This window comes from Bacillus sp. ISL-57 (assembly GCF_018613135.1).
Lineage (GTDB): Bacteria > Bacillota > Bacilli > Bacillales > DSM-1321 > Peribacillus > Peribacillus frigoritolerans.
On record NZ_JAGGQV010000019.1, the window covers coordinates 95,609 to 120,903 of the forward strand.

Sequence of the window (25,295 nt, forward strand, 5' to 3'; positions counted from 1 at the left end):
CCCCCTTCTCTTACGATTAATTATTTCAACATGTACTTCATAAAGCTTTCAACGTACCTTGAATCGATTTCCGGCATTTTCATTGATAGCCTTTCCATTTCCTTCTTGGTTTTGGATTGCAGGATTTCCGACTCTTTTAATTTAGTTGATTCATCTATTAACTGGGACAAAGCACTTAATGAATGAATTTCGTTAGATTGGGTCTTTTCTTTTAAAGATTGTAACCATTCTTCCAACCCCATATTGGTGTAAGGTATTTCATTTTTTTCGAAGAAGGAGGTCACGAATTCACTTGAAACTCTCTGATCATTGAACATATGATAAACCCCGAGCTTCTGATTCTCTTTCAATCTTGATATTTTGTAAATAAACTCACTTACAAAATCGACTGGCATCAATTCAAAATGAATTTCCTCTTTAAATGGCAATATCCTTTGTTCAATAAATGATTCAAAAACCTTGTACAACATATCCTTTTCGTTCCAAACCCCGTTTAAATTAGATGAAATCCTGCCTAATCGGAAAATATCGATTGTCAGTCCGAGTTCCCTTGCTTGAAGAAGCAATTTCTCTGCAACCCATTTGGACTGGCTGTACCCGATCATTAAATCGGGGGAGTAAACCAATTCGTCTTCCTCGTCCCATTTCCTTTCTCCGGTCAAGACAGAAAGCGTTGATGCATAATAAATGCTTTTACGATTGCATGATGAAGCAAACTTAATGACTTCCACTACACCATCCACATTCGATATTTTTGATTTGCTATACGGCTCGAAGAAATTCGTTTCTGCACCGACATGATACACATGAGAAACATCATTGCTTAATTTCTCATATGTCACATCATCCAGACCGAATTGATGCTTACTAAGATCCCCTTCAATTACAACGATTCGACTTACGAATTCATCCTGCCAAAGACCATATTTCATTAAAGTATCTTTCAATCTATTTCTTGAAGGAAATCTAACCAAACAATAGATTTTGACATCTTCCAATTCCAGTAACAATTTGTTTAATAGGTGTGCTCCCAAAAAACCTGTTCCACCTGTAATCATCATATTTTTTTCAATTTGAACTGGTTTAGCGGATATTTCCCTTATTTTCTCCCTCAACTCTCGATCGAGCATGGAATCCTTCACCATCATTGCTTCGATGCTGCCAGATGTATCGACTTCAAGTGTCTCAACAAATTTATTCACTGTATTATTTTCCAATAAAATTTGTAAGGTGGCTTCAGGAAGTACAGTTTCCTTCATTACATAGACCAGTTTGGTAGCTAAAATGGAATGGCCTCCATGTTCAAAGAAGTTGTCGTCCAATCCTAGGCTTTGATTTCCCAATACATTTCTCCAAATCTCCAATACTTCTTTTTTCTTACCAGTTCCTTGATGTGTTAAGGAATTTTTATTTTGCACGATATCCATTTCCATTAATTTCTCTTTATCCACTTTACCGTTGGCATTAAGCGGGAAATCATCCACTCTGACAAAAAAGTGGGGAATCATATATTTCGGCAATTCATTATTCAGATAATCTTTAATATCCTTTTCAGCGTTTTCCGCTTTTTCATCTTTATGTTTGTAATAAGCGATAACATAGTTTTCATCATTGATGTTTTTAACAGCAACTACTGAACTTTCAACCTTCATGTATTTATCAAGCTTGTCTTGAATTTCATTCAGTTCAATTCTAAAACCGCGAATTTTCACTTGACTATCTTTTCGACCTTTATACAGGATCTCACCATTTTGTAACCGGATGCCATGATCACCTGTTTTATACCACTTCGTATGATTCAAATCATCCATGATCAAAGCTTGTTCCGTTAATTGCGGCTGATTTAAATAGCCTCTCATGACCCCTTGACCGCCAATGTAGATTTCGCCTATTTCCCCATCTGCTACCTCGACTAGTCCTTCAGAAAGAATCCTGATTTCTACATTGCTCAATGGCTTTCCAATGGGAATGACATCTGCATCTGAGTCTTCGACCTCATGGCAAATGGCAAAAGTCGTGCATTCAGTTGGTCCATACCCATTAATCAAGGAAAAATGACCGATTGTCTGCTTCAATCTTCTCACATGGGAAACCGAGATTTTATCTCCGCCAACCACAATTTTCTTTAATCCTTCAAAAATTAATGGATCTTCATCTACCATTGCATTGAAAAGACCTGTCGTAAAAAATGCTACATCCACCTTTCCAATCGATATCGCTTCTTTCCAATCATCAAAAGAAGTGAACTCATTCGGCAGCAAGAATAAAGTTGCCCCATTCAATAAAGCTCCCCATATCTCAAAGGTTGCGGCGTCAAAGCAAGGGTTGGAAAATTGAGCCACTCTATTATTTTCGTTTATTTCAAGTATTTCAGAGTTCAATACTAAATTGACTACACTTTTATGCTCTATCATTACACCTTTTGGCTGCCCGGTCGTACCTGATGTATAGATAACATATGCGAGACCATCCTCCGAGGAACGGTTCACGGGAATATGCCCGTCCCTGCTAAGTTCATTCATCTCAAATGGAATTGGTTCAATATCCAAATCTCTGAGCTTCCCTTCTTGACCATCAAACGATAAGAAAAACTTCATATCAGTATCTGCAAGCATATATTCCAATCTTTTTAATGGGTACTTTTCGTCGATTGGAACATAGCAACAGCCTGACTTTATTATGGCAAGCATCCCTATAATCAGTTCAAAGGACCTTTTGCTTGGAATTCCGATCATTGTTTCTTCTTGAATTCCCAAATCAACGATCCTTTTGGCAAGCTTATCTGAAAGAATATCTAATTCTTTATAAGTAATTTGACGTTCATTTTCGCACAGTGCCGCTTTTGATTGATTATCTTCCGCGATTTTTTTAAAAGCTTCAGTTATTGACATCAATTTATTCGTCGTCATCGATTTACTTATCATCGGGCCCCAACTTTCAAGTGATTTATTAAATTTCCAATAGATGGAACTATTTTATCTTCTGTTAGTTTTAAGAATATTTCCTGCATGGAATCCATAAAACGTAAAATTTCATTTTCGGAGAATTTACTGTTTTTATAAATGATTTTATAATGCAGCTTGGATTGCACTATAGCCGCAGAGAATGTAAGATCAAAATTGGTCGATTCACTTCCGACTGAATTTTCGATCATGATTTGCGAATCCTCTTCCAGTTCTGTGCTCGGATAATTTTCGAATACAAATATATGTTGGAACAATTCCTTATCCCATGGAATTTGAGCGTATCGCTTTATATCCGTAAGTGAACTGAACTCATACTCTCTCATTCGTAATTGCTTGTTTTGAATCGCAGTAAGATAGGATTGCAAATCATCTTCCCAATCGATTTTCAACGAGAATGGCAGAGTATTGATCAATAAGCCTACAGCTGTTTCAATATGCGGAATGCTGAGGTTCCTTCCTGAGCTTGTCACCCCATAGCATACTGAGTCGCTCTCACTGAGGCACGATAGAACGATGTTCCAAACTCCTTGAACAACGGTATTAATCGTCTTTCTATACCGCTTGGATAATTCTATTAATCTTTCGGTAAGCTCTTCAGGCAGGCTATATTCAAAAACTTTATCCGATATAAAAGCTTCCTTATCCGTTTTCTTACCTACTAGTGCTTTTACTTGTTCGAAATCCCTCAATTCTTCATTCCAAAAAGCTGCTTCATCCTGTTTATTAATATTCCTGACATGATTCATGACTTGCTTATAGGCAATCTTATGTTCATCACTGTCTTTTGCCATAGTCGATGGGTTTCGATAATTATCCAAAAAATGATTAATGACGATTTGCAGGCTCCAGCCATCCATTAAAGCATGATGATGTGTCCATATGAATTTATAACGATGATCCGATAGCTGGATCAAGGTGATGTTCATGAGCGGACCATACTCTAAATCCATTTGCCTGTTTTTGCTATGCTCTAAAAGATTTTCTATCTTGGATGCTGATTCGTCTTCACTACACATCGTTAGATCCACATGATTAAACACATAATAAATGTCATTAAGGATTATTTGGTAACGGTCCCCCAATTGATTGCGCCTGAAAACCGATCTAAGAACGTCGTATTTTCTACAGGTTTCATTCCAGGCTTCTTCCAATTTGTCCAAGTCCAGATCACCTATTAAATCAATGGATAGCTGTGAAATATATTCAGGACTTTGAGTTACTTCACTATGGAATAGCATCCCTTCTTGAAGTGAGGTCACTGGGTAAATCTCTTCAATGTTATTAAACTTATTAATGAAATGGGTGATCGTACTTCCATCGACTATTTTCTCAGCTTGAAAATCCGTTTCGACAATTGAGTCATTCAAATCTGCGCTTCCACTTAAAATTTTGTATAAGTGCACTTCAACTTCTTTACATACCATTTGGTAGTTTTCATTGTTGCTATCGCCAATAATATTCAGCATGAGTCTATTGTTTACGATGCTGGCGACAAAATTGAGCTTATATGGAAATGTATAGTTCGAATCGATATTGCTGCTATGGGTTTGTTCCATATCACCAGTGTTATTAAATTGACCTAGATAGTTGTAACTCACAAGACTATCTGGATAGTTATGATTCCGAGTGGAAATATACTTTAGGATTCCAAAGTCAAACCCTTTGTTTGGCACATTTCTTAATCTGTTTTTTGTATTTCTCAAGGTTGAGCCCAAAGACGGCATTCCTTTAATCCTTACTGGATAAATGGAGGTGAACCACCCTACTGTCCTTGATAAATCAATATCATCTTCAATATCCTCTCTGCCATGACCTTCTAAATCGAGCCAAAATTCATCAGTTCCCATTATATTGGAAACTGAATGGGCAATGACGGATAATAAAACCTCATCAATCGTCGTTTTATGTTTTCTTAAAGTGTTTTTAATGAGGTTTTGTGTTTGGTCCTCATCCACTTGTATTTTGTACATGTTTTCAAAATCACATGTTTCTCCCAAGCTATCCGTCAGCGGAGAAACTGGAACTGGGATTTTCATTTCCTTTTCCCAATATTGAACGGCATCTTCCGGTAGGTCAGTGTTCTTGTATTCATTCAGCTTCTCGGACCATTGTTTATAAGAAGTCGTTTTTAAAGGCAGTGATGGTTCTTGTCCATTCTTTATCTGTTGATAGCATCTTTCGAAATGATCTAAAAGTATCCTCCACGACACACCATCAACCACAAGGTGATGAATCACCCAAAAAATCCTTACGTCCTTTTGATCCCTGAATAGAAGGAACTTCATCATCGGGCCATTGTGTATGTTTAAACTTTGTTGGGCGTTTTCTTCCAGTTCCTTAATTACTTTCAGACTATTTTCATCTGCAAAACTGGAAACATGATACTCATGAAAACCGCATGCCGTATCAGCATTTGATATATTGCCAATATATGAATCACCATGTTTTTCAAATAATGTCCTTAATACGTCGTGCTGATCAATTATTTTCATGATGATTTGTTTATATTGTTCAGTCGCCAATGCATGATCCTTCACCAAAACGACTGACTGATTCCAATGATGGATATTGTCATGATTTTCATTAAAAAACCAAGATTGAATAGGCGTCAACGGTACATAACCTGATATTTTTTCTTGGTCCACTTGTTTTTGTTCCAGTTCATTCACAATATTCCCTAGCTCACGGACCGTTTGGTATTCAAATAAATCTTTAGGCGTTATAAATAGATTTTTTTCTTTTGCGGCAGAGCATATTTGAATGCTGATGATTGAATCACCGCCACATTCAAAGAAGTTATCTTCCGGTCCTATAGCGGGATTGTTTAAAACATCTCTCCATATTGTCAGAAGTTCTGTTTCAGTTTTGGACAGTTCTTGCACATCCGGCACTTTTTCTTTCCTCTCATCCAACTGTTCCGTCCATTTCGGCAGGGTTTTCCGATCAACTTTTCCATTCGGCGTCAAAGGGAATTTATCCAGTTGCATAAAATGAGCAGGGATCATGAAAGCAGGCAGTGTTTCTTTCAGTCTCCTTCTGATTGAATCTACCGAAACCTCATCATTCACCGTATAATAAGCAATTAACCTTTTATTCTCAAATCCATCTTCCACCACAGTTACATAACTATCTTTGATTTCTGCTAGTTTTCGTAATGAAACATTAACCTCCGATAGTTCAACACGGTATCCTCTTATTTTCACTTGATCGTCCGCTCTGCCTATATAAACTAATTCCCCAGCTTTGTCATGCTTAACTAAATCCCCCGTTCTGTATACTTTTTCATTAGGGTTGAATGGATTGGATATGAATCTTTCATTTGTCAGGCTCTCATTATTCAGATATCCCCTCGCTAACCCAATTCCTCCGACATAAAGTTCACCAACCGCTCCAGCCGGCACTAGTTTCCGGTTTTCATCCAACACAAGTGCAACCGTGTTAGTCAGTGGCTTCCCAATTGAAACAACGAATTCATCCGTAGCATCCTCATTCGGGGGAAACATTTTAAAACTTGTACACACCGAATATTCAGTAGGGCCGTAGCCATTGAAAAACGATATATGCTTAAACTTTGAAACGAGCTCGACTGGACATTCAGAACCTGCAGATCCCAACACTTTAATCGTGCTCAATTCTTCGATTGGCAGTTCCTTTAACACAGCAGGCGGTAAAATGATATGAGAAATTTCCTCACGCTTAATTTGTTCAACAAGTTTACTCATGTCAAATAGATTTTCTTTATCTACGCTTATATGCAGCTCGGCACCGAACAATAGTGTGCTGAAAATCTCTATGACGGATGAATCAAAATTAAACGTAGCGAATTGCAGCACTTTAGCTGATGTATCTAAACACATCATTTCATTTTGGTTATAAACTAAGTTAATGATTCCTCTATGTTCCAACATGACTCCTTTTGGCCTGCCTGTCGTTCCCGAGGTATAAATGACATATGCTAAGTCCCGCTGATCCGCAATATGAAGATTCGCTTCCATTGACACATGCGATTCTTTTTCAATATCTTCAAAATATATTATTTTGGATGGTTCTATCAAACCATTCTTTCCGAGTTCTTTGTGACTCAAGCAATAGGAAATGGATGAATCTTCTACCATGTAGCTTAATCGTTCATTAGGATAATGAGGATCCAATGGAACGTACGCAGCACCTGCTTTAATTACTGCCAACATCCCCGTCACCATATCAATTGATCGATTCACATAAATTCCGATTCTTTCCTCTTTAGAAATCCCTTTGCTTAGTAAATAGTGTGAAATTCGATTGCTCTTTTCATTCAATTCGCGATATGTAATGGTTCTGGGACCATCTACAATGGCTATCTTTTCAGGAAATCGCTCAACAATTTTATGGAAGGCTTCCGGGATTGTGTCATTGATACCCTCAAAGGCAATGGTTTCTCCCTGCCATTCTTCCAATAATACTTTCTCCTGCTTCTTACTGACGACGGATACCTTATCGATGGATTGTCCAGGCTGATTGGCAATTTCCCTGATCCACTCCAGGAAATTCTCAGCCAAAGATTGAATGGTTTGTTCATTGAAGATCCCTGAATTATACTCAAAGGCGAATAATAGCTTATCTTCAAATTCTTCTGCAGCTAAACTTAAATCGAATTTTGCTGCCTTTGATTTTATTACTTCAGGCGTTATCTTTATGTATTCACTTTCCAATGCAGCTTTGACATTATTTTGTAAAATGAAGACGGTTTGAAATAAAGAAGTGCTTGCTAAATTTCTTTCTGGGTTAATGACTTCAACGATTTTCTCCAAAGTCATTTGCTGATGATCATAGATGTCGATGATATGGCCTGTATTTCTTTGAAGTATCTCTTCAAATGTTTCCTCATGTCCCAGCTTTAATCTAAAGGGCAGTGTATTGACAAAATAACCTATCGATTTTTCTGTACCTTCAATCATTCTATTCGCCAAAGGACTTCCAACGATGATATCGTTTTGACCTGTATATTTTGCTAGGAAAGACTGGTACATCGTAAGCAGTGTCATGAATAATGTCGAGTTTTTTTCCAGGGACATCCGCTTTACACCCTGCAGCTCTTCCCTTGATAGTTCCACTATAAAACTGCTGCCATCGTTGCGATTTTCTTTTGTACGAACCGTATCTAAAGGAAGCTCCAATTTAGGTAATTCCCCGGATAAGTTTGTTTCCCAAAATTGCGATTCTTCTTTCATGTTATTTTCCAACCAGTTTTTCTGCTCTAATGCAAAATCCTTATATTGTTTAAAGTCATTTCCAAGGAACAATTCCTTTTCATTCACTTCAGAGTCATAAAACGATAACCATTCATCTAAAAATATACTCACTGACCATCCGTCAAAAACGAAATGGTGGAGATTCACAAATAGAACAAAATCCTTTTCACTCAATTTAACAAGTTTCACTATCATGAGAGGACCTTTTTCAACTTCAAAGATGTTTGATTGGACATCGTCTTCAATTTGCAGCAGACGACTCGTTTGCTGTTCGGTCTTTAACGCAGAGAGATCGATTTCTTCCATTTTAATGTATAAATCCTCCCTGATTTCCTGATAGCCTTTACCAGCGTTTTCACGGACGGTTGTCCTCAAAATCTCATGTCTATTAACGACATGATTTAAGGCTTTTTCCAGCATTGAAGTATCCACTCTTCCAGTAATTTTATATTTCTGAGGGATATTATAATTGGCTGTCTTACCGTTGAGTTTTTCGTTGAACCATAAAGCCTCTTGGTTACTGGATAAAACATGATTTTCTTGTTGCGCTTCCATGTGCTCCATGTCATGATCTGAAATTTCATTAATGATGAAGTCGGTCAACGAATCGATTGTTGAATTTTGAAAAATATTTTTCAATGTTAGTATTTGATTGTATTCTTTGTTTAATTTGTTCAATAACTTCATGGCTAAAATCGAGTGTCCGCCCATTTCAAAAAAATCGGCATCTTTATCGATTTGATTTGTTGATAGGACTTCCAAAAATGTCTTTTCCACAAAAGATGAAACGACCTGTGCTTCATCTTTCGGAGGTGTACTCATTTCCGGAAAGATCTTATGACTTAGCATCTTCAATGTAGGATTTTCAAACAAATCAGCTAATTTCATATTCACTTCAAGTCTTTTATTTATTTTAGATACCAATTTCATGGCTGTTATCGAATGCCCGCCCAATTGAAAGAAATCGGAATCCTCATTAATATCGCTGTTCAAGAAAAACTCTTGCCATATTTCTTTAAGTTCATGATTAACCGATGGGGAGGAAATAGCATGGTCATTTGTTGCTTGATAGTTCTTGCTCACATCATTTTTTAGTTTTGAAAAATCAACATCGACATATATTCCGTCAATTTGCTGAGCTTTTGTAATTTGATCGGCAATCTGCATGAAGGCAGATTGAATATCATTTACTAGAGAACGCTGTAAGAAGCAGGTATTAAAATACAATTTGCATGTAATCGTTTCTTTATTATCCTGGGCCTGTAATGATAATGGAAAGCTATGTGATTCTTTTCCGCCTTCAACTTCCCAGTTAATGCTTAGTCCTTCATCTTTCGCTTCCGGATAATTTTCATAAACAAATAAAGTTTCGAAAATCGGATCTTCATTCTTTAATTTCGTATGCCTTTTGATATCCACTAAAGAAATTTGGGAGTAATCCAGCATATTGTTCAATGTTTCCTGGAATCGTTTCAGTAAATCGGTAACGCTGTCTGTATCGTTTATTTCAGCTATCATCGGAATTGTATTGATGAGCATCCCAACGATTTCTTCCGATTTGAATAAGTTGTTCGACCTGCCAGAGCTAACGATTCCAAAGACGATTCGATTTTGATTGGACATTTCCTTTAGGACGATTGACCAAATTAACTGCAGTAATACATTAAGCGTTACATGGTTTTTAGCGGCAAATTCTCTTAAAAGCTTACTTTGTGTTTTATCCAGCTCCCAGAAGAGATCATTGTCCTGGTGGTTTTCATGCTTCATGACGGGAAATGTGATTGTCGGCTGGTCAATATCCTTTGCAAGCTCTTTCCAAAAACGATTTAAATCTTCCGCATCTGTTTTATTCATATACCTAATAAAATCTCCATATTGCTTTGGCTTTTCAATAAGCCCTTTGGAGTCTTTTCCTACAATTTGGCTGTAAATAACAAAGAGTTCATCGATGACTATGCTGGTACTCCAACCATCCAAAATTATATGGTGATGAGTCCAAATCAAGATAAACTGATTTTCTTCAATTTTCACTAACTGGAGTTTCATCAAATTGGAGTTATTGACACCCATCTCCTGGGATTCGGAAGTCACTCTCTGAATTTCCTTTAATTGTTCATGTTCACTCAACTCTGTCATATCGATCATTTCCGGCTGATAATCCATTGTATTGAATACAACCTGAACATTATTTTCAATATTTTTAGAGATGACCTTCATTCTTAATGCTTCATGTCGTTCTACAACCTGACTCCACGCCTCGAATAATGCCTTCACTTCAAGAGCGCCCGTTATCCTGATTCGCATTTGAGAAATGTAAAGGTTCTCTATGGTATTGTTCATTTCCAGTTCATAAAGGATTCCTTCTTGAAGCGGAGTTAATGAGTAGATATTCTGAATAGATTTCTCCAATTTTGCGCCTCCCGATTCCATTATCTTCGTGTCATCCATACCCGCTGGCTACAATCATTCCATTAAACCAGTAATCACCTTATTTATTAGAATTCAATATATGAAACAAATCTTCCTCAGTGAGCATCGCATCCGGGAAATCACTTTCTATTAAAGAACCTTGGTCAAACTCAGTTCCCTTGATTTCCTTGACGACTTCACCAATAGCTTCTATTATTAAGTTCATTTTTTCTTCAGCTAATTTTGAAATGATTTTTATGATTAGTTTTCCATCCTGGATAAATGACAGGAAATGCAGTTTTGGTTTATTTTCAAACTCACCAAAGTCCCTGCTATTGGATGATTCAAATTGAGAATCCAATCTTCCTAAGTAATTAAAAGTAACGTGGATATCCGGATCCTGAATGACCCCTGGTCGTAAATACTTGATGACGCCATAATCAAAACCTTTATTTGGGATTTCCCTTATAGCATTCTTTGTGTTTTTTAAAGTGTCGTCAAACGTCTCATCTGAATGCAGCAATATTGGATACATTGCAGTAAACCAGCCAACTGTCCTAGTAACATCGATTGTCTCGTCAACCATTTCCCTGCCATGCCCTTCTACTTCCATCCAGAAGTTCTTTACATCAAAAGATTGGTTCAAGCCCTTTGCGATTAATGACAACAATATTTCTTCTACAGTCGCTTTTGATTCCCTTGATAATTCCTGGATCAAGAATTCAGTTTCTTCCTCACTGAATGATTTCTCCATCGTTCTTTCTTCTTTAGCTATAAAATCTTCCGCTATCTTAAAATCCGTTATTTCACTTTTTATTTTTTGTTCCCAATAGCGTAGGGTTTCAGGGTCCAGCAACGATTCATTGTATTTCTTCAAGAAGTTTGACCAGTCTTTAAATGATGACGTTTTATGAGCAAGCCTTCCTGTTTGATTGTTTAATGCCTGATCATGGAGAGTATTGAAATCCTCAAGTAAAATCCTCCAGGAAACGGCATCAATCAATAAATGATGGATTACCCAAAAGAAGCGATACTTGTTCGGTTGTTCTTTTAAAACAAGCATTTTCATGATCGGCCCATTACTTATGTCCAATGAACCTTGAGCCTTACTGTCCCATTCATCTCTCACCCTTATTCGCGTTTCCTCATCCAAATGATGTATATCCTTATAGACTAACTCCCACGTTTTGTGTTCGGAGTCTATATTCCCGATATATTTATTGTCACGTTTTTCAAATAGGGTTAACAATCCATCATGATGTTCCACGAGTTGTGATAGAATTTTTTCAATGTCCTCCATTTGAGCACAGGAATCTTTACTAAAAACAATGGACTGGTTCCAATGATTGATGGAAGCAGTGTGCTCCGCAAAGAACCACTCTTGGATGGGGGTCAGTTCCACATTCCCTCTAGTGGCTATAGGTTGAATCATGACCTTATTTTCGGTTTTCGCGATCGCTGCCAGCTCTGCTACCGTTTGATTTTCAAAAATTGATTTAGGACTGATGATTATACTTTCCTGCCTTGCTAGTGAACATATTTGAATGCTCTGAATGGAATCGCCGCCAAGTTCAAAAAAGTTATCCCGGATACTGATATCATCCAACCCTAAGACACTTTTAAAAATTCGAAGAAGCACTTTCTCATTGAACGTTTCAGGTTTTTCCAATGTATTGCTTCTGGTTACTGGTATCGGAAGAAGTGCTGAATCAATTTTCCCATTTGCATTTAATGGGAATTTATCTACTTGCATAAAGAATGAAGGAATCATGTAACTTGGTAATCTCTCTTTTAAAAATGCTTTTAAGTGATCGTAATCAACTTGTTGGCTGGATGTGAAATAAGCGATTATTTGTTTATTTAGGTTTGGCTGATCCTGAACCTTAATGAATGAGTCACATACTTGCGGATACGCATTGAGGTTGACCGATATCTCATCCACTTCCACACGGAAACCTCTGATTTTCACTTGATTATCTTTACGCCCCAGAAAAATCAACTCACCATCGCTCGTGAATTTTGCAAGGTCACCGCTGCGATACAAACGCTTTCCAGCTTTAAAAGGATGTTCAATGAACTTTTCTTTTGTTAAATCATCATTATTCACATATCCAACAGCTAACCCTTCACCACCAATATATATTTCCCCTGCAGCACCGATTGGTACGAGTCTTTGCTCAGGACTTAATAAATAGACGTCAGTATTCAGGATGGGTTTGCCTATCGGGACTTTATTATTGGTAGTCCCATTGTTTTCATACGCTTTAAACATCTCGATCGTGGTCCATACTGAATATTCCGTTGGACCGTAGGCATTATAAAAATTTATATTTTGATAGAGATCCAGCAAGGTTAATGGACATTCAGACCCGGCTGAACCGACGAATTTCACATGGGAGCCCTCTATATTGAGCTCTTGTAATACTGCAGGCGGCAATACTAGATGCGTTAACTTTTCGCTTTTGATTTGATTTTCCAATGCGAATAAATCAAACATTTTCTCCTTATTATTCCCGATATGCAGCTCTGCACCATTTAATAAGCTTCCAAAAATCTCATATATAGAAGCGTCAAAATTAAAAGTGGCAAATTGTAATACCTTTGAGGTCTCATCAAGTTGTAAGTACTTGTTTTGACTTATTATTAAATTCACTACGCCTCTATGGGATAACATGACACCTTTTGGTTTTCCTGTCGTTCCAGAAGTATAGATTATGTAAGCCAGATCGGAAGGTGCAATAGATTCGTTACAGCACTTGGTAGCCACGTAATGTACGGATTCAAGATCAATCACCTTAGCTATTTTTTTAATGGCAGGAGCCACAACTTGATTCGTAATGCATATATCCATTTTCGAATCATTGACGATATATTCCAATCTTTCAGCTGGCAGCATGGGGTCAAGCGGAACGTATGCACACCCGGCTTTAATGATTCCCAGCATGCCGATTACCATATCAATCGATCTGTTTACATGCAGGCCTACCTTATTAGAACCGTTTTCGGTATGATTTCTGACCAGTTTCGCAATCACATTCGACCTTTGATCCAATTCCGCATAAGTAATGGCCTGACCATTATCAGCAACGGCTAATTTGTTTGAATGCTTCTTGACGATTCTTTTGAATATGGAGGTGATCGTCTCATTTTGATGTGCATCCGAAACCTCACCTTGCCACTCAAATAACAATTGATTCATTTGTTTGTCATCTAAATACTCCAAATGACAGATAGGCATATCCGCATTTCTGCAAATTTGGAATAACCATTTTTCGAAACTCAGCATGAGTCTTTCAATTGTTTCCCGTCTGAAAAGTTCGTCGGAATACTCGAATTCCAGGATTAACTCATGAGAACCCTTCACCTTTATAGTCAGGTCATAATTTGAATAAGGAATATCGAATTTGTCTTGTTCAAGAGTGAAGAATGCATTGCTAAAGTTCCCATCAAAGCTTTCTTCCATTGCCAAAGCTGTTTGGAACAATGGGGAATGACTGAGATCCCTGTCTGGATTAATGATTTCAACGATTTTTTCAAATGGAAAAGCCTGATGTTCCAATACATCCAGTATCACTTTACGATTCCGGTTCAATATTTCCTGAAATGATTCTGATGGATCAACGGTCAGCTTCAATGGCAGCGTATTGACAAAGCATCCAATTATCCGGGCAAATTCTTCTTGGCCACGGTTTGCCACGGTACTCCCGACAATGATTGTATTCTTCCCGGTATACCGACTTAAAAACACTTGATATGCGGTCATCATAAAAGCATATAAAGTCGTACCATTCTCCTTTAAAACCCTGTCAATACATGCACGAAGTTCATTCGTTATGACCATTTCCAGTCTTTCTCCTGAGTAAGAAGGTGATTTTGGACGTTGAAAGTCAAATGGAAGGTCTAATGCTTCTTCCTCTTGATCTAAATAACTTTCCCAAAACCTCCTTTGGCTTGGTGTACTTTCCTTGACCCACTCCTTATGCCAGACAGCATAATCCAAATATTGCATGTCCAGAGGGGGAATATCCCCACCCCTGCCTGTTTGAATTCTTTCATAAATCTCCAATAATTCTTCGAAAAAGGTGTCAAACGATACCCCATCAAAAATGATATGGTGAAAATTGCATACCAAATAATGTTTTTCTTCATCAACTCGAAATAGTTTCATATTAAATAAATGATCATTTTCCAGGTCGAAGCATCTTTCCATTTCTTCAGTAAGATGGGAAGTGACCATTAAATCGCTGACTTCGGGATTTAATCCCCGGCAGTCTTCATAAGCAATCATGTTTCGGCTTTTTTTTGATATGAATTGAAGGATTTGATGTTTTTCACCTCTGAAATTAGTTCGCAAAGTTTCATGGCGTTCAATCATGAAATCTAATGCCTGCTGCAGGTCATCAATGTCCACAACGCCATTTAAAATGAATTTAAATGGCATATTATAGAGCATTTTCCTTTCATCCAGACTGTCGAACAGATACATTCTATCTTGATTATGAGAAAGCATTCCTTCACTTTTCCCACGTTTATAAGGCTTATTTACTTCGTCTTCCCTCATGTCGAGGAGCATGTCCAGAAAACTTGCCAGTTTTTCTATATTCCATTGACTTGAAATGATTTCCGGTGTTAATTGAATACCAAACTCCTGTTTTATCGAAGACAAAAACTCATCTTTTTTTTCATTTGTGCTTAGTGATTCATTCATGTCCTCTACTAGTGATAGTTTAAAAGGTTCAATAACAATTGAAATCAAGTGTAATAGCCTTTCTTCCGTTTCACTGATCATCCTGTTCATAGAAAAACACCTCAATTCTTTTCCATTCAACTTAACTTTTGCATATCGTCCAATTGTTTGATGAGTACAGATAGTTCCTTGATGGTGGATTGTTCGAACATCACTTTGATTGGTAATCTCACTCCCAGGTTATTCTTCACCATTTGAATAAATTGCATGGCTAAAAGGGAATTCCCACCTAAGTCAAAGAAGTTGGAATCTGTATCTATTGTCTCTTGTTCTAAAATTTCGTTCCAAAATCCAATAAGCTTTTCCTCAATTAATCTTTCCTTCACCGCAATAGTTGTCTCCATATATTTCCCCTCATTTCACTTTCGATTTTTCCAGCATGTCACTTAAGATTTGATTAAATATAGAAAGTACGGATGACCTTAACTGTGGATTGACCGCTGCCTCATTAAATTTAATTTGAACACTTGAACCAGGGGTGATGATGATGACGATTGGATAATGGGTCGTTTCCCGTCCTTCTTTCAAACTCACATGGATTTCATCATTATTAGCTAGTTTCATCGGATAGTTTTCAAAAGCATACAATGATTCAAATAATTGGCTTTCCAAATTAGCCCACTCATAAATCTCTGATAAAGGTGTATTCTCATAGGCACTTAATTCCAAAAATTCATTTTGAACTTCATCCAGTATTTCCATGTAGTTCTTTTCGTGGCTGATATGCTTGATGAACGGCACAGTATTGATAAATGGACCAACCATTGCCTCAATATTTTGGATAGGAATATTCCTTCCGGATGTCACTACGCCGCAGCATACATTTTCCGTACCTTTTATTTCTTTCAAAGTGGTTAGCCAAACGGTTAGAAAGAAAGTATTCATGGTAATCTTGTATTCCTGACAGAATCGTTGAATGGAATCACTTAATTCCTCATCCAATACTTTCAAGTAGCTGTTCTCAATGTACCCCTCGCCTTCCAACACTCCCATTAAACGAGATCCGGAATTTCGAGCACCTTCCAATTTCCCTGCCCAATAGTCCCGCAGCTCCTTATTACTTGTATAATCTTTCATATATTCAACATACTTTTTAAATGAAGGACTCACGGATGATGATGGTGTTATTGAATGATAAGCAGCAAAAATGTCATTAATCACCATCGAGTAACTCCAACCATCCATAATAATATGATGGAATGTCCATATTAATTGGTATTGATTTTCCGCAAGCTTAACGATCATGAAGCGATTCAACTTATTATTCTCGATATCTATGATCTTATATTGATTTGCTAACAACTCTTCCAACTTCTCTTGATGATCGATTATTTCTTCATAGTCAATCTCGGTATCCATGGAACTCATTAAGAGTTGGTAGAATACCCCTTTTCTGCTTGAATATAATTTGGTTTTTAAAATGTCATGTTTCCCTGTAGTTGTCACAATGGCATTGATTAATTTTTCGACGTCCAGATAACCTTTAATATCAAAAATGAGCTGCACTTTATACTGGCTGCTTTCACTATCAAACAAGCTATGGTACAACATCCCTTTTTGCAAAGCCGTCAATTCATAAATATCAACAATTCCTGTTTCTTTGTGCAATAGTTGGTTAAGTTCCTCTTCAGGCATATCCACCAATGGAAAGTCTTCCGGGCGGTACATCTGTTTTCCCGATGTTTCTTCTTCCAATGTCCGTAACGATTCCAGCAAATTGTGTTGCATATATTGCTCAAAATCTTCTCTTACGAAATGTCTGTTATAGTTTATTTTTATAGTTTGCTCCTCATTCACTACAAGCAATTCGATATCGACTTCATGTTCGGTATAGGAATTATGTTGAATATCTTGTTCACTAAAAAAGGTGACCTCTTTTGCAGCCCATTCATTGTTTTGGTGAAATCTACCTAGATTATTGAAACTGATGATCGGCCTATTTTGTTTCATATGTGTCTCGCCGCATAATTCGGTTATGATCCCATACTCAATCCCTTTATTGGGCAGGGTCCTCAACTTTTTCTTTGTACCTTGAATCGTGTTCGAAATGGATTCTTTATTTTCTATATAAACCGGGCACATGGTCGTAAACCAGCCTACTGTCCTGGACAGATCGATACCTGGAAATAACTCTTCGCGACCATGTCCCTCTAAAGTAAAATGAATATCTTTTTTATTAAAATATTTCCCGATCAGCGCTGCGAAAATGGATAAGTATATTTCATCGATAGATGCTTTATACGCTTTTGTCATATCATTATAGATTTTGTTTGTAATCTCTTTATTCAGTTTCATTTCAAATGATTTTCCATCGTAAACATTTCCTGTTTTGACCAGGGCGTTTTCATATACCGTTTCATGTTCATTCAGCCAGTACTCTTTAATGCCTAAAGGAATGCTATTTTTATATTCATTGAGGTTATTCGCCCATTCCTTATATGATGTCGTTTTATTATCCAGTTTTAATTCCTGATTGTTTATATCTTGAATATATAGCCGATCAAAATCTTCGATCAAGATTCTCCAGGAAACCCCATCAACAAGTAAATGATGAATGATCCAAATGGTTACATGCTCGTTTTGCCCAGTATTGATGCATACCATTTTCATTAGTGGTCCGTTTGTGATGTTGATGCCCTGTTGTGCACCGATTCCGAGTCTGGCAATTTCCCGTTCCTGTTTGTCCTTATTCATGTCTGATAGATTTACGTAATTCAAAGTCCAATATTCAGAAGTGTCGATATGCTTATCCACTTGCGAAAATGATTCTTCTCTATTGAACCTTGATCTGAGCCCATCATGATGTCTGACGATATGGGCCATGATTCTTTGCAGCCGTTTTTCATTCAATTGCGGGTAGCCCTTTAACGTTACAGATTGATTCCAATGATTATAATTATTTATTTGTTGAGTGAAAAACCAACTTTGAATAGGTGTAAATGGTGCCTTTCCAAAAACATCAGACTGATTTATCGTTAAATCTCCCGTCAATTTAACAACCTTTGCCAACTCTTCAATACTTTGTTTTTCAAAGATGTTTTTTGAAGTGATGAGAAGATTTTCTTTCTTGGCAAGTGAACAAATTTGAATGCTGAGGATGGAGTCTCCGCCACATTCGAAAAAGTTATCAAAGATGGTTATTTCCTGATTATTCAGCACCTCTTTCCATATCTTTAACAATTTTTGTTCCGTTCCATTCATGACACTTTCACTGTTATTTCCTTCCGGGTTCGTTTTTGTATCCGGCAACCTCTTCGCATCCACTTTGCCGTTAACTGTTAGCGGAAAGAACTCCATTTTAATGAAATAAGAAGGAATCATATAATGGGGAAGATGATTCTTCATATAATCCCGGATATAATTTTCCTCAAGGTCATTTTCGGAGATATAATAGGCCATGATGAATTTCTTCGATTTAGATTCATCTTTTATCGCTATAAAGCAATCCTTTATACCAGGGCATTTATTTAGAACTGCACTGACCTCCCCAAGTTCGATGCGATATCCGCGTATTTTCACTTGGTCATCAGCCCTGCCTGCAAAGAGTAGATTTCCATCCTCGGCATACTTAACCAAATCTCCAGTTTTATATAGTTTCCCTGAGGGATTGAACGGGTTTTTAATGAAGCTTTCATCGTTTTTCCCCGGATTATTTATATATCCCCTTGCAATGCCTTTCCCGCCGATATACAGCTCGCCTATTTGACCTTTAGGAACAGGCTTCATCCTGGAATTGAACACGTATGCTTCTGCATTCAAGATTGGCTTTCCGATCGGAATAACTGTATCATCGCTAGGAAGTACCTTATATGCTGTCGCAACGACCGTTCCCTCCGTTGGACCGTAATTATTATATAAATCAAAACTCAAACGATCGGGTATCGTTTTTAAACGATCTCCCCCTGTCAAAATAGCTCTGATTGATTCTGGAAATTTCATATCGTTAATAAATAATTGCTCGAGCAGTCCCGTTGAAAAAAACGCGAGTGTTACCTTCTCCTTTTCCATCTTCTCCGATAGGATCTCTACATCCAATAAATCATAGTAATCCAATATCAGGAGTTTATTCCCATTCGTCAGATAAGGGAATATCTCCCAAACGGATGCGTCAAAAGATGTATTAGAAACTAGTACTGCTGCATCCTTTCCATCTACTGAATAATAATTGATATGCCAATTACAGAGGTTGGCCAACCCTCCATGTTCAATCATGACCCCTTTAGGTTTTCCCGTTGTTCCTGAAGTGTAGATGATATAGGCCAGATCACTTTCCGATATCTTTCTTGATTTGAATTCTGAACACTCCATTTCCCGTTCTTTTAGTATGTCTTCGATACATAAAAGTTTTCCTTCATCACCGGGATACTTTGGAAGTCCTTCTTCATTACTTAAACAATATGTGATTTGAGAATCCTCAATCATATGTTTCAGCCGTGACACTGGCTGTGAAGGGTCCAAAGGCACGTATGCCGCCCCAACTTTCATAATGGCTAAAATGGCCGTAACCATATTGATCGATCGATCCATAAAAATCCCGATTCTATCCTCTGCACCTACATGATTTAGGAATAAGCGTTGTGCCACCTGATTTGCCCGGGCATTTAACTCGCCATACTTCACCTGATCATCACCATGAACAATGGCAACATCATTGAAATTTGTACTCACTTTATTCTCAAACCTGGTTATTACATCTTCAAAACGATGATCTTCCACTTTTTGAGTTACATTGCCTGTCCCCATTTCGATTAATGATCGCAACTGTGCAGGCTCTAAGTAGGTAATGTCCTTTATCCGCTTGTTTTCCTTGGTTGTAATCTCTTGCAGCCAATGTTTAAAATTACTAGCCATTCTTTGAATCGTCGTTTTATTGAATAATGATCTGTTGAATTCAAACGAAATGACTAATTCATCCTTATCCATTTCTTCTGCCTGAACAACCAAATCAAATTTAGCTTTAAAGGTATTGATTTTTTTCGGTTTCAACTTGAAATTCCTATATGCCAGCTTTTCTTTTTGGTTATTTTGCAGGACGAATACTGTATCGAACAACGGCGTATTTCCCATGGTTCTTTCTACCGATAAATATTTCAAAATCTCCTTAGTAGGTAAATTTTGATGGTCAAAAACACCTGCAATATTTTTTATGTTTTTTCGCAAAATCCCTTCAAATGAATCTTCCTGGGATACATGTAATTTAAAAGGCAAGGTGTTGACGAAATATCCTATCAATTGTTCAGTATCCACATGGTTTCTCTTCGCCAAAGGGCTGCCGACGACAACTTGCTCTTCATCAAAATAAACCGATAAAAAGGTTTGATAGGCGGTAAGTAAACTCATGAACAAAGTCGATTTCGTTTCTTTATGAAGACTTTTCAGGTTGTCTTGAATTTCTTTAGGTAACAAAAAGCTGATAATATCGGACGCGCTTTTACCCTCTCCGTTTTTTTGATGATCATATTGTAAAAAGGACTTTTGCCGTAATGCCGTTATTTCATTACACCAGAACTCATTATCCTTACCTGTTACATAATTTGGTGAGTTTTTTTGCCATAAAGCATAATCTCCATATTGGAGTGATTGGTTATCTGTATCATTTCGGTCGCCATTCTCGATTTCCTCATAAATGGCAAACCAATCATTGATCATTAATGGAATCGACCAACCATCAAAAATAATATGGTGGATGTTACATAATAATTCATATTCACTTTCATTCGTCTTCACTAACGTAATGGATAGGAGGGGACCATTTCCTAAATCAAATTGCCGTTCCGTTTCTTCCTTCACAAAGTGATTCATTTTTTCTTCCTGCATGTCTAAAGGAAGATCCGAAACATCGATATAATTAATATCATGATGAATCGAATCATCGAAAACCAAGATGCCCACTCCGGCTTCTTCCCTAATGACACTTTTTAAAATTTGATGTTTATTGCTTAGCTTATCTAACGATAATTCCAGGTTTACCTCATTAACTTCACCTGCTATTTCATACGAAAAAACGATGTTATATAATGATTTGTCTACATTGGTTTGATGAATGAACCACAAATTTTCTTGCTCATATGTTAAGGGGTATGTATTTCTGGCATTGATATGGATAGGTGTATAATCTTGCTTTACCTCTTCTTTTTGACGAGCTTCTATGACTTCGGATAATTTCATAATCGTATCGTTTTCCAATAAAACGGAAGGAGCAATTTCAATATGAAATTGATTTTTAATATTGACAATCAATCTCATTATCGATAATGAGTTCATTCCGCTTTCAAGTAGCGACTGATTATTTTTTATAACCCCATTGCCTATGATGCCAACCACTAATTCCCTTACTTTTTCACTTATTGTTTCATCTACAGGATTCTTGATATTTGGTGGAGATTCAAAGTCTTTTATTAAGAATTTTGGTAATAATGATTTATCCAGTTTTCCATTTACAGTTAGGGGGATGTTGTCCACCTTGATAAAAAAGCTTGGTATCATATACGCTGGCAATGAGCTTTTTACACTTTCCCTCAAATAATCAGCAGCTAATTCTTCATCAGCAACATAATATAAAAATAAATGCATATCATCATTGAACGCTTTCTCCATCGTAACAACTGCATTCTTGATATTTTGCAAACCATTATACGCGCTCTCTATTTCCCCTAATTCAATCCTGAAACCTCTTAGCTGCACTTGCTCATCATTCCTGGAGATATATTGCAGATCACCATCATCCAACAGTTTCACTACATCCCCTGACTTATAGTAGCGGACATTATCAATATCCTTAAATTTCATCTCATTCATCATCGGATTTTTATAGTAGCCAAGCGATACACCTTTTCCCGAAACGTATAACTCGCCCTCTTCCTCTCCAGCTACTTCTTCTCCATTTTGATTCATCACTTTGAATCCAAGATGAGGCAAGACTTTTCCGATATTGGTCATTCCTTTTTCAACATCACTATTGGTGATTTCTTTATATGTTACATGAACGGTCGTTTCAGTTATTCCATACATATTTATCAGCTTTGGCAGCCTGCCATTTTCGGGAGAAAACCACTGCGTCAATTTCTTGAAGTTTAATGCTTCCCCTCCAAAAATAATGTATTTTAAACTTAATTCATTTTGACGATTCAGGAGCTCACCACTCACTTCGAAGAAAGCGCTTGGCGTACAATTAAAAACGGTTGCTTGTGTATTTATCAATAATTCAACAAAGGATATTGGATTTCTGCTTTCTTCAAATGAAACCACTACAACTTCTCCGCCATATATCCAAGCCCCCCACATCTCCCAGACGGAGAAATCAAATGCGTAGGAATGGAAAAATGTCCATTTATCTTTATTAGTAAACTCGAACAAATCGTCGCAGCCATAAAATAAGTTCATGACATTTCCATGTGAAACGCAAACTCCTTTAGGTTTTCCTGTAGAGCCCGATGTGAAAATGATATAGGCTGGATCCTCCGGGTCAATTAGTGTATGTAGATTCTCACCTGTCATTTCTTTTGAATTCTCAATCACTTCATCAATGGATACATAATTACAATCCATGTCGCCATTCCGGCTTTTATCCCCAATTAATAACTTCAATTCTGAATTCTTTATTATATGCTTTACTCTTTCACCAGGACTTTTGGGATCGATAGGTACATAAGTAACACCCAATTTAAGTAAGGCTATGATCAAAAATAAAACATGCTCGGATTTTTCAATATAGATTCCGACATTGTCTCCTTTATTTATCCCTTTGTCCTTTATGTACATTGCCATTTTATTTGCCAAGATATTCGTTTCTTTATATGTAAATTGCATATCCTTATTTCTTACTGCTACATTGTCTCCATATTGCCTAACACTTTCTTCAAATAAATTCGCTAAAGAATTCATATTCATCATTTTCCCCCATTATTTTAAATATGTGCCTGATGCAACTGTCAACATATGAAAAACCAAAGAAATCAAAGCGATTACAATCGTTATGATCCATGCATTTCTTCTCTTAATGAGCGCCAATTTTTCCAGACTATAGCTGAATAGAATTAAACTGACAATGTAAAACAACTCAAACTCAGCCATGAATGTGTGAAGGATGGAGTTTTTATCATGCACCAATAAGGATAAACTAGTGAATGTCGTTTCCTTGCTCTTAACCAATAATGCGATGATTGCATTAACACCAGATCCAATCACGATGCATACCCCTGCATTTATGACAGCTTGGCAAATCCCTTTTATATTTACCGGTCTTTCTTTTAAAACTAAAAATAATAGGCACACAATTAATATTTGAATGATGAATGTAACCAATAATCCAAGAGCCCCCATTACAATCGTGTTAATGGCAAAACTCGTGGCTCCGATCTCTGAAATGGACATGCCATTTAATACGTTCATCCCTTTTTGATCTGCAGAATATAACAAAAGCGTCGTTTCGACACCTGCTATTAAACTGAGTATCAATAACGAAATGATTAACTTGTGAACTCTATCCTCTTTTTTAAAAAGATATTGTACTAATTTGTTTTTGTTTTTTAATTCAGCATTCGCTTCCATTTTCAATTCCATTGGTATTCCCCCTCAATTATTTTCGTAGAATTTATCGGAAAGGTAACACTTCTTATTTCATCATTCACAAGTTCAACCGTTGATTTATATTGGGTAAAATTTTTATAGAAAAGTGAGATGTTATCTTGATCCATATCAACCTTGGAAATTTCATAGATTTCAAGTGGAGAGGTCATTCCTGTTTTTAATATCTTTGATAGACTTTCTTTTGCACTAAAGAAGACTTCTTTACTTAAAACACCATCGCTTTCCTTAATCATTTTTTTCTCGGATTCCGTTAAATAGGTTTCTAAAAATTCAGAATCGGCTTTCGTTTTAGTCTCAATATCGATTCCCATTGGATGCAATTGATCAAAAAGCAATATTCCGAATGTTTTATCCGTATGTGTGATGGATATACCCACGTTCATTAATAAGAACAAATTTGCAACAATGACCGGCTGTCCAAAGACTCCTTTCAACAGTGATACATTCTTTATTTCATCCATGCCTATACCTAAAAACTCCATAATTGCTTTTTTTCCACAGTACAAACTTTTCTTTGCTTCGATGAATCTTTTGGGACCATTTTGCAAATTTAGATAATTCCATTCTTTTTCGTTGAAAATATCATCAATATAGTCCAAATTGACTGAATCCGCTTCATAAAACTTGATATAAGATTTATAAATTTTTTTCTTATTCATAAAATATTCAATCAATTATAATTTTCCTCCCCTCTTTTTTCTAGAAACCTCGCATTTATTCTCCATTTTTTCCCTATTAAATTTCTTTTTTTAGACAATTATTTCATTTTCTAGGTTAAATATTACCTATTATCATTATCGATAACACTTTATCACAACAATTTTGCCGAGTCCATTAAAAATTTGTAAATTATCTACATTACATAATAACTTTACCAATTTTTATTATTTTTCTTCTTTAGTAATATTTTCATAGGACTTATCGTGGGAATTTGAATGAAAAAATCAACTTGAAATTTTCTAATTAAAAAAGCCATATTTTATTTTCCACTAAACTTTGTGAAAAATAAAATATGGCTTTAATACTGTTCAATCATTTTGGTTGTTTAATAAAAATGTGCATGGCCTTTTTTAATATCTCGTTCTCTTCCTGTAGATCTTTGATTATTTTATCCTTTTCCTCTTTCAGACTGAGTCCTGAAAAACCATTACTGGAGTCCGCCGAGCCAACTTCATTTGTTTCTTTATAGATATTGATCCAATTTCTTAATGTAGGTATGGATATATTAAGTTCTTCGGCCAATTCCCTAGGTTTTCTGCCTTCTTCCAATACTAATCGAGCAGCATAAATTTTAAAATCTTTATCATGGTGCTTCCCCATAATAAGACACTCCTTTTTTAAATTTATTTAGTG

At 36.6% G+C, this 25,295-nt stretch carries 8 protein-coding genes; all 8 read right to left on the bottom strand.

The features are described 5' to 3' along the window. Positions 1–20: 20 nt before the first annotated feature. Positions 21–2,924, bottom strand: a complete 2,904-nt coding sequence (locus J7I90_RS21150; RefSeq protein ID WP_214773620.1) for a non-ribosomal peptide synthetase — start codon at positions 2,922–2,924, stop codon at positions 21–23. Then, entirely contained in the window at positions 2,921–10,606 is a 7,686-nt protein-coding gene (locus tag J7I90_RS21155) for a non-ribosomal peptide synthetase (RefSeq protein ID WP_214773621.1), read from the bottom strand. Before J7I90_RS21155 ends, J7I90_RS21150 begins: the two co-directional genes overlap by 4 nt. 79 nt (positions 10,607–10,685) lie before the next feature. Continuing rightward, positions 10,686–15,404 (bottom strand): non-ribosomal peptide synthetase, encoded by a 4,719-nt coding sequence (locus J7I90_RS21160; protein WP_214773622.1) that lies wholly within the window; start codon positions 15,402–15,404, stop codon positions 10,686–10,688. Between the two features lie 26 nt (positions 15,405–15,430). After that, a complete protein-coding gene (locus J7I90_RS21165) occupies positions 15,431–15,697 on the bottom strand; it encodes a phosphopantetheine-binding protein (protein ID WP_214773623.1) in 267 nt (88 codons plus the stop codon). Between the two features lie 10 nt (positions 15,698–15,707). Then, a complete protein-coding gene (locus J7I90_RS21170) occupies positions 15,708–23,243 on the bottom strand; it encodes a non-ribosomal peptide synthetase (protein ID WP_214773624.1) in 7,536 nt (2,511 codons plus the stop codon). Positions 23,244–23,255: 12 nt separating this feature from the next. Next, positions 23,256–23,915, bottom strand: a complete 660-nt coding sequence (locus tag J7I90_RS21175; protein ID WP_214773625.1) for a hypothetical protein — start codon at positions 23,913–23,915, stop codon at positions 23,256–23,258. Continuing rightward, positions 23,906–24,616, bottom strand: a complete 711-nt coding sequence (locus J7I90_RS21180; protein WP_214773626.1) for a 4'-phosphopantetheinyl transferase family protein — start codon at positions 24,614–24,616, stop codon at positions 23,906–23,908. The genes J7I90_RS21175 and J7I90_RS21180 overlap by 10 nt, the downstream gene beginning before the upstream one ends. A 358-nt stretch (positions 24,617–24,974) precedes the next feature. After that, complete coding sequence (locus J7I90_RS21185) at positions 24,975–25,262, bottom strand: transposase (RefSeq protein WP_053533732.1); 288 nt, start codon at positions 25,260–25,262, stop codon at positions 24,975–24,977. Positions 25,263–25,295 lie beyond the last annotated feature (33 nt).